The organism is Subtercola sp. RTI3, from assembly GCF_035018625.1.
GTDB lineage: Bacteria > Actinomycetota > Actinomycetes > Actinomycetales > Microbacteriaceae > Subtercola > Subtercola vilae.
The window spans coordinates 17,700-29,466 of sequence record NZ_JASJXO010000051.1; the positions used below are offsets into that span (position 1 = coordinate 17,700).

The 11,767-nt window shown below is 65.3% G+C and carries 12 protein-coding genes; 1 reads left to right on the forward strand and 11 read right to left on the reverse strand.

The features are described 5' to 3' along the window. Positions 1–43 precede the first annotated feature (43 nt). From rpmF to QN358_RS15415, 11 genes are all read right to left on the reverse strand, one after another. Complete coding sequence (gene rpmF / locus QN358_RS15365) at positions 44–247, reverse strand: 50S ribosomal protein L32 (RefSeq protein ID WP_136643399.1); 204 nt, start codon at positions 245–247, stop codon at positions 44–46. A gap of 3 nt (positions 248–250) precedes the next feature. Next, a complete protein-coding gene (locus QN358_RS15370) occupies positions 251–853 on the reverse strand; it encodes a YceD family protein (RefSeq protein ID WP_237280510.1) in 603 nt (200 codons plus the stop codon). Positions 854–885: 32 nt separating this feature from the next. After that, positions 886–1,830 (reverse strand): LysR family transcriptional regulator, encoded by a 945-nt coding sequence (locus QN358_RS15375; RefSeq protein ID WP_136643400.1) that lies wholly within the window; start codon positions 1,828–1,830, stop codon positions 886–888. A gap of 78 nt (positions 1,831–1,908) precedes the next feature. Further along, the gene (locus QN358_RS15380; protein WP_136643401.1) at positions 1,909–3,276 is read right to left on the reverse strand and encodes an aspartate aminotransferase family protein; all 1,368 of its coding nucleotides are present in this window, start codon (positions 3,274–3,276) and stop codon (positions 1,909–1,911) included. Between the two features lie 63 nt (positions 3,277–3,339). Continuing rightward, positions 3,340–4,515 (reverse strand): ABC transporter substrate-binding protein, encoded by a 1,176-nt coding sequence (locus QN358_RS15385; protein WP_136643402.1) that lies wholly within the window; start codon positions 4,513–4,515, stop codon positions 3,340–3,342. Between the two features lie 45 nt (positions 4,516–4,560). Beyond that, positions 4,561–5,448: an ABC transporter permease gene (locus tag QN358_RS15390; protein ID WP_323512881.1), complete on the reverse strand. Its 888-nt coding sequence runs from the start codon at positions 5,446–5,448 to the stop codon at positions 4,561–4,563. Then, a complete protein-coding gene (locus QN358_RS15395; RefSeq protein ID WP_201799354.1) occupies positions 5,445–6,296 on the reverse strand; it encodes an ABC transporter ATP-binding protein in 852 nt (283 codons plus the stop codon). The genes QN358_RS15390 and QN358_RS15395 overlap by 4 nt, the downstream gene beginning before the upstream one ends. Further along, positions 6,293–7,174 carry an ABC transporter permease gene (locus QN358_RS15400; protein WP_136643404.1) on the reverse strand — a complete coding sequence of 294 codons (882 nt, stop codon included), beginning with the start codon at positions 7,172–7,174 and terminating at the stop codon, positions 6,293–6,295. Before QN358_RS15400 ends, QN358_RS15395 begins: the two co-directional genes overlap by 4 nt. Beyond that, positions 7,171–8,187, reverse strand: a complete 1,017-nt coding sequence (locus tag QN358_RS15405; RefSeq protein WP_323512882.1) for a TIGR03842 family LLM class F420-dependent oxidoreductase — start codon at positions 8,185–8,187, stop codon at positions 7,171–7,173. The genes QN358_RS15400 and QN358_RS15405 overlap by 4 nt, the downstream gene beginning before the upstream one ends. A 13-nt stretch (positions 8,188–8,200) precedes the next feature. Then, positions 8,201–9,640 carry a dihydropyrimidinase gene (gene hydA, locus QN358_RS15410; RefSeq protein WP_136643406.1) on the reverse strand — a complete coding sequence of 480 codons (1,440 nt, stop codon included), beginning with the start codon at positions 9,638–9,640 and terminating at the stop codon, positions 8,201–8,203. Between the two features lie 27 nt (positions 9,641–9,667). Beyond that, positions 9,668–10,516 carry a nitrilase-related carbon-nitrogen hydrolase gene (locus tag QN358_RS15415; RefSeq protein ID WP_136643407.1) on the reverse strand — a complete coding sequence of 283 codons (849 nt, stop codon included), beginning with the start codon at positions 10,514–10,516 and terminating at the stop codon, positions 9,668–9,670. A 104-nt stretch (positions 10,517–10,620) separates the two neighbouring features. Here QN358_RS15415 and QN358_RS15420 point away from each other — a divergent pair. After that, on the forward strand, positions 10,621–11,767 hold a 1,147-nt coding region (locus QN358_RS15420; protein WP_323512883.1), incomplete at its 3' end, for a PLP-dependent aminotransferase family protein.

Below are 11,767 nucleotides of genomic sequence, written 5' to 3' on the forward strand. Positions count from 1 at the left end.
GGCACCGTCGGAGCGCACCTGTACGTACATTGAGGCGTTGGGCCTAAATGTCGGCGACTTTGCGGCCCTTGTACTCAAGGAACAGCGCGGTACCGGCAGAGTCTTCGACAACCTTGGCGCGGTGCGGCAGGCTGTAGACGGTCTTGCCGTTCTCGACGGTCTTGACCAGGGTGGGGGCGGTTGCCTTCCACTGGGCGCGGCGCATGCGGGTGGAAGCCCGCGACATCTTTCGCTTCGGTACAGCCATGATCTAACTCTTCTCTATCTCGGCCCCGGACGGAGTTTCTCCATCGGGCGCGTGGTTTGTGGTTGCTTCTGACTCAGTGGTTTGCTCAGTGGCCTGCAACAGCCCTGCAAGAGCAGACCATCGGGTGTCGACGATCTCTTGCGGCGCGCGTTCGGGCAGATCTTCAAGCCGCTCGCCCGTGACGGGGTCGAGGCCTGGGCAATCGGGCCGGCAAACCGGTTGAAACGGGAGTGCGAGAACCACCGCATCCCTGATCAGTGGTTCAAGGTCGACATGGTCGGCCTGCACCTCATAATCAAAAGCTTCGTCAAGAGAATACGCGAAAAGCTCCGCAAACTCGACTCGAACGGGTAATTCGATGTCTTTGAGGCATCTTCCGCAGATTCCGGTGGCGTCTGCGTCGACTCTGACACTGGTCAGAATGCCGTCGTGGAGGCTCTCGAGGCGCACGTCGACCTGCAGCGTGCTACCGGCCTGAACTGCGACGAGGCCCTCGCCCAGCTTCTCGGGCAGAACGATGTCGAGCTCGCGTTCGCGCAGCTCACCCGGCTGGTGCATCAAGTCCCAGACATTGACCGTGTACGGGGTTTTGTTGAATTTGGTCACGGGCGACAACTTTACCCGGTATTCGGGGCGGTTCAGGCGGTCGTGGGGTTTGCTTCGCGGATTGCGACGGATTCGGCCTGCAGGGCATCCAGAACCGTACGAACGGCAAGCCGTTCAGCCCTGTCGGGGCGCATGAGTGCGTAGATGTGGCGCTCGGCGGTCACACCGGCCAGGGGCGTGAGTGAGATGCGCTGAGACATGGCCGCGCTGGTGAGGTAGGCGCCGCCGGCGGTGTAGCGGGGAAGGATGGCGATGCCGAGACCGGCCGAGACCAGCGCTTCGGTCACTCGAGTGTCGGCGAAGCGCTGAACGATGTTCACGGGGGCTCCTGCGGCCGCTGAGATGTCGTAGAGCGTGCGCTCGAAGGGGTAGCCCCAGGGCACGCCGATCCACTGCTCACCGATGAGGTCGGCAGGGGTGACGCTCGCTTGCGCGGCCAGTGGATGCCCGGGGGGAAGCGCCACGTCGAGAGGCTCGGTGATCAGGTGAACTATTCGCAGGCCCCGCGACTGCCAGAGCGACGGAGGGCGGGTCGGCGCGTGGGCGATGACGATGTCGAAGTCGTTCGTGAGGTCAGGGAAGGCTTCGGAGGCAGGGTCTCGGTCGCTCGCGTGCAGGGTGAGGCCCGTCTGCTGGGCCAGCCGGTGCAGCACTCCGGGGAGGATCATCTGGCCGCCGGTGGGAAAGGTGGCCAGTGACACCTCGCCGGTGGGGTCGTGGCGAAACTCGTCCCAGAGCGCATCGGCTCGTTCGAGGGCAACGGCGACGTCGGCGGCGCTACGGGCGAGGGCGCGGCCGGCGTCGGTGAGCACGATTCCGCGGCCGGCCTTCTCGGTGAGGGGAAGGCCGGCTTCGCGCTCGAGCACCCTCAGCTGCTGCGAGACGGCGGAGGGGGTGCGGTGGGTGGCGCGGGCGACCTCGGTGATGCTGCCGCGCTCGGCGAGTTCGCGCAGCAGTTCGAGTCGGCGAACATCCATGTATTGACGCTACCGGGTCGGGGCCGAATTGTGCAGCGCCGCGACAGCGACGCCTGGGGCTGGGCGGGGCGGGGCTGATCAGACGTCGAGGCTGGCGAACGCCTCATCGTAGATGGCGAGCCCGCGGGCAACCTCGTCGTCGGTGACGACGCACGGCGGCACCACGTGCAGCCTGTTGTCGGCAAAGAACGGCAGCATGCCAAGCGACAGCAGTTTCGCCTTCAACGCGCCCACGAGGGTCGGCGAGAGAGGTTCGCGGGTCGTGGGGTCGGCCACGAGATCGAGAGCCCAGAACACTCCGAGGCCACGCACCTCGCCGATGACCGGGTACTTCGCGGCCAGCGCGTGAAGGCCCGGCTCGAGCAGCTCGCTGCCCACCCGCGCAGCGTTGTCGACGATGCCCTCGTTCTCCATCGCATCGAGGGCGCCGATGATCGACGCCATGGCGAGCGGATGCCCCGAGTACGTCAACCCGCCGGGAAACACGGTCTCGTCGAAGACTTCGGCGATGAACGGCGGAATGATGACCCCGCCCACCGGCACGTAACCCGAGTTCACTCCCTTGGCGAAGGTGATCAGATCGGGCACCACGGGCTCGTCGACGAGCCCCAGCGACTGGAACGCGAACCACCCGCCCGTGCGGCCGAACCCGCACATGACCTCGTCGAAGATGAGCACGATGCCGTATGTGTCGGCGAGCGCGCGAACCCCGGCGAGGTAGCCGGGTGGGGGCACGAGGATGCCCGCGGTGCCGGGGATCGTCTCGATGAGTATGGCCGCGATCGAGTTCGCCCCCTCTGCCTGGATGACCCGCTCGAGATGGTGCAGTGCGCGCGCCGACTCTTCTTCTGGCGTGGTCGCCCAGAACTCCGAGCGGTACGCGAACGGACCGAAGAAGTGCACGTGTGCACGGGCATACTCGTTGGGCACGCGGCGCCAGTCACCGGTCGCGGCCACGGCAGACCCTGTGTTGCCGTGGTACGAGCGGTACATCGAGAGCACCTTGTCGCGCCCGGTGTAGAGCCGCGCCATGCGCATGGCGTTCTCGTTCGCGTCGGCTCCCCCATTGGTGAAAAAGACCTTGCTGAACTCGTCGCCCGCACGCTCGAGGATGCGCTGGGCCGCTTGGCCACGGGCCAGGTTCGCGTGGGCGGGCGCGATGGTGGTGAGAATGTCGGCCTGCGTGTGAATCGCTGCAACGACGGCCGGATGCTGGTGGCCGATGTTGACGTTGACGAGCTGGCTGGAGAAGTCGAGGTAGGTGTTGCCGTCGAAGTCCCACACCGTGCTGCCGAGGCCGCCGGCGATGACCATGGGTGTGAGTGCGGCCTGGGCCGACCAGGAGTGGAAGACGTGCGCACGGTCGAGTTCGTAGGCGAGCTGGCCGTCATCGGGGCTGAGATTCACGGGTGGTGCTTTCTGTTTCGAGTGGGTGAGCTCGGTCATCCGGAAGCCTACTGAGGCTCACGGATGACCGAGCCCTGGGTACTATTCTCGCGCTGCGCTCTCTTATTTGCCGCCCTCAGTAAGGGTGACGGTGAGAGGGGTGAACGAGGAGCCTGTCACGTCGACACCCTGTGATTTCAGGGCGTCGAGAGCCTTCTGCACATAGGTGTTCGTGTAGGCATCGGAGTCGGGCGCCTTGGTGATCACCGTGCTTCCTTCGAGGTTCTTGGCGCTCATGGCCACGCCGACGGTCTGCTTCCAGGCCGCGTCGCTGACGATACCGATACCCGCCGACGACGGCCAGATCAGCTTGTTGACCTCGTTGGTCTGCCAGAGCTGGTGGCTCGCGCCGAGCTGCGACCCCTTGGCAACGACGATGTCGCTGGCCTTCTGGGGGTTGTCGCGGGCGTAGATCCAGCCCTTCAGGGCGGCGGTGAGGAACTTGACCGTCGTGTCTTGATAGGTGGTGTCGTTCTTCAGCTTGTCGGTGTTGGCCCAGATCGCATCCTGCAGCATCGCGGTGCCTTCGGTGTTCCAGTCGATGACGTTGAGGTCGCTCGGCTGGTACAGCTTGCCCGTTGCCGGGTTCGTGGTCTCGAGAATCTGTGCGTATTCGTTGTAGGTCTCGGCCTGAGCCGCGTCGATCGACCCGTCGAGAAGGCCCGACTCGTCGAACGCCTGCTGCACGAGCTGCACGTCGGTGGCCGGGTTGAGCCCGGCCTTCGTGATGCCGGCGAACATCTCGAACTCATTGCCGAAGCCCCAGTTGCCCACGATCTTGCCCTTGAGGTCGGCCGCGGTCTTGATGTTCTTCGCTGCCATCGACACCTGCAGGGTGCCCGACTTCTGGAAGATCTGGGCGACGTCAGTGATACCGGCGCCCTGCTCACGCGAGGCGAGCGCCTTCGGAACCCAGGCCACCGCATAGTCGACCGAACCGTCTGCGAGCTGGGTCTGCGGCACGATGTCGGTGCCACCCTCGATGATGCTCACGTCGAGACCCTCGTCTGTGAAATAGCCCTGGTCGAGCGCGGCATAGTAGCCGGCGAACTGCGCCTGGGTGAACCACTGCAGTTGCAGTTTCACGGGGATGAGGGCACCCCCGGTGACGCTGGGGTTGCCGCTGTTGCCGCTCGTGGCCGTACTCGTGCTCGACGAACTCGAGCAGCCCGACAGGGCGAGAGCTGCCGACGCCGCGATGGCGGCCACGCCGAGGGCGATGCGTTTGCTGTGTTTCATCATTTCCTCCATCAATGAGTGGTGCAGGGGTGCAACGGGGTGAACTCAGGAGCGTCGCCGGGAAGCGAACCGTTCGAGCAGCAGGGTGACGCCATAGAAGACGAGGCCGAGAATAATGGCACCGAACACGTACGCCCATGCCCGGGGGTAGGCACTGTTCGCCGCCGCAGACGTGATGCGGGAGCCGAGACCGTTCTGCAGCCCGCCGAAGTATTCGGCCACGATCGCCGAGATGACGGCCAGCGACGATGCAATACGGAGCCCGGTGAAGATGAACGGCACCGCCCCCGGCAGCGTGACGGTGCGGGTCAACTGCCAGCTGCTCGCCGCGTACGCCCGCATCAGGTCTCGGTGCACGGGCCGCACTTGGCGAAGCCCTCGCAGGGTGTTGATGAAAATCGGGGCGAACACCACGATCATCACCACCACCCGCCGCGGGGTGTCGGAGGTGGAGCCGAACATCGTGTTCAGAATCGGTGCCAGCGCCACGATCGGCACCACGGCAAGGCCCGCGACCAGCGGCACGATCATGCGATCGAACACCCGCAGCCGCGAAGCGACGAGCGCCAGCAGCACTGCGAGCACACCGCCCACCACGAGCCCGATCAACGCGTTCAGCCCGGTCGCGAGCATCGACGAGAGAAGCAGGGCAAACACCGCCACGACTTGACCGGCGATGTCAGTGGGGCTCGGCAGCAGGTACGGCTTGATATCGAACACCGCAACGACCAACTGCCAGAGAAGCAGGAAGGCGACACCCAGCACGAGTGGCGGCAGCACCGAGCGAACGAGCGCGCGGCCCCGACCAGGGCCACGCACCGCAGCGGCTGAGACACCGGCAGGCACACCGGCACCGGCAGCAGCACCGGCAGCGGGCTCCGGATGCCCGTTCCCCCGCTCGGCCACACCAGGCCCGCGCATCCCTTCGCTCATCGCAGCTCGACTCCCATCGGCGCCGCCGGGCTGCCGTGCAACGCCTCGCGCACGGCCGTCACCCCCTCGAAGAACGCCGAGTTCTCCCGGAGCCCCTCGCTGCGCTGGGTGCCGGGCCCGAGATCGATGTCGACGATCCCCACGATGCGGCCGGGCCGGGGCGACATGACCACCACGCGGTCGGAGAGGAAGACGGCTTCGGGAATCGAATGCGTCACGAATACGACGGCGGCGCCCGTCTCCGAACAGATACGCACAAGCTCCTGCTGCATTCGCTCCCGGGTCATTTCGTCGAGGGCGCCGAACGGCTCATCCATCAGCAGGAGCTTGGGTCGTTCGGCCAGCGACCGCGCAATGGCCACGCGCTGCTGCATACCCCCCGAGAGTTGGTCGGGGAAGCGCGAGCGAAAATCGGTGAGCCCCACGAGTTCGATGAGCTCTTCGGCACGTGCCGAGCGCTCGGTCTTGCCGACACCGTGCAACTCGAGCGGCAGCTCGATGTTGGCCTGGACTGAACGCCACGGCAGCAGGCCCGCGCTCTGGAAGGCGATGCCGTACTCCTGGTCGATGCGGGCCTGACGCGCGGTCTTGCCGAACACCAGGATCTCACCGCTGGTCGCTTCGTCGAGATCGGCGATCAGCCGCAGCAACGTGCTTTTGCCGCACCCAGAGGGGCCGATCAGGGACACGAACTCCCCCGGTGCCACAGTGAGCGACACGTCGTCGAGTGCTCGCACCTCGGCACCTTTGGCGACCTGGAAGACTTTGCCGGCCGAACGCACCGAGATAGCGGCCACACTGGCGGCGTGGGCCGCACCGGTCGCGGGGGTCTGAACGGGCGTCGTCACGATGCCGCCTCCTGTCGATTGAACCGTTTGAGGGCGAGCCCCACGAGGGCCACGAGGCCTGCCGAGACGAGCCCGAGGATGACTGCTCCCGCGATGGGCGCGTAGGCCTTTGCCGGGTCTGACGTACCCGACTGCGCGAATTCGATGATCATGCGCCCGATGCCGCCTTTGTAGCCCGTGGAGACCTCGGCCACCACCGTGCCGACGATGGCGCTCGCTGCCCCCAGCCGCAGTGCGGGGATGAGGTACGGAACGCTCGCGGGCAGACGCAGGCGCAGCAGGGTCTTGAACCACCCGGCGTTGTAGGTGCGCATGAGTTCGAGATGGATGGCGTCTGGCGACTGCAACCCGCGGAGCGCGCCGACCGCCACCGGGAAGAAGGCCAGGTAGGAGGCGATGACGGCCACCGACATCCATCTGTCCCACGAGAACGCACCGATCTGGATCTTGCCACCCCAGGCGACGATCACGGGCGCCAGGGCGATGAGAGGCACCGTCTGGCTGAGGATGAGCCAGGGCAGAACCGCTCGCTCGGCGACGCGGAGCCGCTGCATCAGCAGTGCGAGGAGAAAACCGACGACAGAACCGGCGACCCAGCCGACGGCCGCCACACCGAGGCTGTTCAGCGCCGCCCCGATCACCGACACCCACACGGGAGGGGAACCGACCGCGGAATTCACCGGCTGCAGCGCCCGCGTGACCATGTCGACGAGGTGCGGCATCGAGCGGTCGTCGGTCTTGGGCAGAATGCTCTGACCGAAGAATTGAACGCCCGTGACCGGCCCGACCGCTTTGTACCCCTCCCAGAGCACAGCAAGCAGCACCAACCCGGCCAGCCCCCACAGCACCGCGCTGAATCGAACCCCCGGTCTCGTCATGCGGTGGCCGTGATGTGCTCTCGCAGAGCGGGAATGACGGCCTCGCCGTAGACCCGCAGGGTTTCTTCTTTGTTGTCGTGTTGCAGATAGCCGGCGAACTGGTCGACGCCGAGCTCTTTCAGCGCCTTCAGCTTCTCGATGTGCTGCTCGGCAGTGCCGAGCAGGCAGAACCGGTCGACGATCTCGTCGGGCACGAAGGCCGCGTGCGAGTTGCCTGCGAGGCCGTGCTCGTTGTAGTCGTAGCCTTCGCGAGCTTTGATGTAGTCGGTGAGGGCGGCCGGTACCGACGAATCGTTTCCGTACTTGGCGACGATGTCGGCGACGTGGTTGCCGACCATTCCGCCGAACCAGCGGCACTGGTCGCGCATATGCTCCCAGTCATCGCCGATGTACATGGGCGCCGCCACGCAGAACTTGATTGACATCGGGTCACGACCGGCTTTTTCGGCCGCATCGCGAACGGTCTTGATCATCCACTCGGCGATGTCGAGGTCGGCGAGCTGCAGGATGAAGCCGTCACCCACCTCGCCCGCGAGCTTCAGGGCGAGCGGGCCATAGGCGGCAACCCATACCTCGAGTTCGGAGCCGCGGCTCCACGGGAACTGCACGGTGGCGCCGTTGTACTCGACCGAGCGACTGTTGGCGAGCTCGCGGATGACGTGGATCGACTCGCGCAGGGTCTTCAGCGTGGTGGGCGCACCATTCGTGGTTCTGACGGCCGAGTCGCCACGACCGATGCCGCAGATGGTGCGGTTGCCGTACATCTCGTTAAGGGTGGCGAAGATGGAGGCCGTGACCGTCCAGTCGCGGGTCGCCGGGTTCGTCACCATGGGGCCCACCTTGATGCGGTGGGTCTCGTTGAGAATCTGGCTGTAGATGACGTAGGGCTCCTGCCAGAGCAGGTGCGAGTCGAAGGTCCACGCGTAGTCGAAGCCGTGCTGCTCGGCCAGTTTCGCGAGCGCAAGGGTGCGCGACGCCGGCGGGTGGGTCTGGAGTACTGCTCCGAATTCCATGTGGTGCTTTCTCCTAGATCAGGTACTGCGACAGGCCGCGCTTGAAGTACTTGCCGTCGGTTTTCGAACCGAGGTACTGGTTGCCGTCGACGATGACTTTTCCGCGGGAGATGACGGTGTCGACGTGCCCGTCGATCTCAAAACCCTCCCAGGCCGAGTAGTCCATGTTCATGTGGTGTGTGCGGCCCTCACCGATTCCGATGGAGGTGTGCCCGTTCGGGTCGTAGACGACCACGTCGCCATCGGCGCCCGGCTGGATGACACCCTTCTTGCCGTACATGCCGAACATGCGGGCCGGGGTGGTCGACGTGAGCTCGACCCAGCGCGGCAGCGAGATCTCCCCCATGACGACACCCTGGTAGATGAGATCCATGCGGTGCTCCACGGAGCCGATGCCGTTGGGGATCTTCGAGAAGTTGCCGATTCCCATGTCTTTCTGGCCCTTCATGCAGAAGGGGCAGTGATCGGTCGAGATGACCTGCAGGTCGTTCGTGCGAAGGCCCTGCCACATGTGGTGCTGGTGCCCCTCCGCCCGCGAGCGCAAGGGAGTCGAACACACCCATTTGGCACCCTCGAAGTCACCCCACTGGTTGCTGGATGCCCCGAGCTGCTCTTCGAGCGACAGGTACAAGTACTGCGGGCAGGTCTCGGCGAACACGTTCTGGCCCCGGTCGCGGGCCAGCGCGATCTGCTCGACGGCCTGCTTCGCGCTGACGTGCACGATGTACAGCGGCGCGCCCGTGAGGTTCGCCAGCATGATGGCGCGGTGCGTGGCCTCCTCCTCGGTCTGCCACGGACGGGTGGTGCCGTGGAAGTAGGGCGAGGTGTCACCACGCTCGATGGCCTGCTGCACCAGGAGGTCGATGACGCTGCCGTTCTCGGCATGCATCATCATGAGGCTGCCATTCTCGCTGGCGCGCTGCATGGCCTTCACGATCTGGCCGTCGTCGCTGAGAAAGACGCCCTTGTAGGCCATGAACAGTTTGAACGAGCTGACACCCTCGTTCAGCAGTTCGTCCATCGCCGTGAGAGACGAATCCTGCACATCGCTGAGAATCTGGTGGAACCCGTAATCGACCGCGCAATTGCCGGCCGCTTTCTGGTGCCAGAGCGCGTACTGGTCGAGCACGTTCTCGCCGGCGTACTGCACGACGAAGTCGACGATGCTGGTCGTACCGCCCCACGCAGCGGCCCTGGTGCCCGTCTCGAAGGTGTCGCTCGCGAACGTGCCACCGAAGGGCATCTCCATGTGCGTGTGTGCGTCGATGCCGCCGGGGATGACGTACTTGCCCCGCGCGTCGATCACACGGTCGACGTTCGATGCCACGTCAAAACCCAGGAGGGCTGAGCCCGGGGCCAGAACGGCGGCGATCGTCTCGCCGTTGATCAGTACATCGGCCTCTGCCGTACCGGTCGCGTTGACGACCGTTCCGTTCGTGATGAGGGTCTTCATTCGCTGCTCCTTCGCAGAAGGTCGTGGCTACGGCTTGGGAATCGACGTGTACGACTCCGGGCGGCGGTCACGGTAGAACTGCCAATTGTCGCGAACCTGGCGAATCATGTCGAGGTCGAGGTCACGGATGACGATCTCTTCGTGCTCGCCGCTGCCGTACCCGCCGATGATGTTGCCCTGGGGATCGACGAACTGGCTGTTGCCATAGAACGTGACGGCCAGGTCGCCGTATTCGTTGTCTTCGCGGCCCACCCGGTTCGGCGCGGCCACGAAGTAGCCGTTCGCGCCGGCGGCAGCGGGCTGCTCGATCTCCCACAGGCGGTTCGAGAGCCCGGGCTTGGTGGCGTTCGGGTTGAACACGATCTGGGCACCGTTCAGGCCGAGCTCACGCCAGCCCTCGGGGAAGTGTCGGTCGTAGCAGATGTAGACACCGATGGGCCCGACTGCGGTCTTGAAGACCGGGTAGCCGAGGTTGCCGGGGCGGAAGTAGAACTTCTCCCAGAACTTGTCGAGGTGCGGAATGTGGTGCTTTCGGTACTTGCCGAGAATGGTGCCGTCGGCGTCGACCACGACGGCCGTGTTGTAGTACACGCCGGGCATGTCTTCTTCGTAGATGGGCAGCACCATCACGAGGTTCAACTCTTTCGCCAGTGCCGCGAACCGCTGCACGATGGGGCCGTCGGCCGCCTCGGCGTAGGCGTAGTACTTGGCGTCTTCGGTGATGCCGAAGTAGGGCCCGTAGAAGAGTTCCTGAAAGCAGATGACCTGGGCGCCGTCTGCAGCCGCATCACGGGCGAACTGCTCGTGCTTGGCCAGCATGGATTCTTTGTCGCCCGTCCACGTTGTCTGCGTGATTGCCGCTCGAATGACCGTCATAGTTTCGCGTGTTCCTTTCGAAGCCGGTTTTGTTATTATTTGCTGTGAACATTTCTCTCGTGTTTCAGCGTGTGACGCCAGAGTAAATAAGTCAAGAGGTGTGGATGATCGAGCTGATCGCCCGGGCTGTGGAGGAGAACCGCACTCCCGAGGGCATCGCCGCCGCATTCTCCCGCCTCATTCGTAGCGGCGCCATCGCATCCGGAGACCGTCTGCCCACTGTTCGTGCTCTTGCCGCCGAGCTCAGGGTCAGCCCGGCCACTGTATCGAAAGCCTGGCAGGCGCTGGCCGGCGTGGGGCTGATCACCTCGCGTGGGCGGGCCGGCAGCTTTGTGCTGCACGCCAGCACCACGTGGATGCCGGCGCACTTCGCGGGGCTGGCCGGATCCCATGTCGAAGCCCGGCTCGACCTCTCGACCGGAACACCAGACCCAGAACTGCTGCCCGGGCTCGCGGCCGCCATCTCACGGGTATCGACGCGTGCCGACACCTCGAGCTACCTCACCTCGAGGGTGCTTCCTGAACTCGAACGCCTACTGCGGGCATCCTGGCCCTACCACCCAGAATCGCTGACCATCGTCGACGGAGCGCTCGACGCCCTGTCGCGTTCCCTCGATGCGGTGGTTCGGTATGGCGACAGGGTGATCGTCGAAGATCCGTCGTTCCCGCCGTTCTTCGATCTGCTCGAGCAGTTCGGCGCCGAACGAGTGGCTGTACCCATCGACCGGCACGGCATGCGGCCCGACCGGTTCGCGGCGGCCCTTCGCACAAACCCGGCAGCGATCATTCTGCAGACCCGCGCGCACAACCCCACCGGAGCCTCGATGACCGCGGAGAGGGCGCGAGAACTCGTGCGGGAGCTGAAGGCGCACTCGCACCTCACCGACCCGGTGATCATCGAAGACGACCATTCGGGCGAGATCAGTTCGGTGCCGGCGGTCAGCCTCGGCACGTGGCTGCCGCATCGCACGCTGCACATTCGAAGCTTTGCCAAGTCGCACGGCCCCGACCTGCGCATCGGCGCGCTCGCGGGGCCGACCGAGCTGATCGATCGCATCGTGGCACGCCGGATGCTCGGGCCGGGGTGGACCTCCCGCATGCTGCAGACCATTCTGTACGAACTTCTCAGCGCACCCGCATCGGTGGCCGAGGTGGCGGCCGCGCGTGCGACGTACCGGGAGCGGCAGCGGGCTCTGGCCGAGGCGCTGGGGCGGCGGGGGGTCGACATGGGCCTGTCTCTTATACACATCT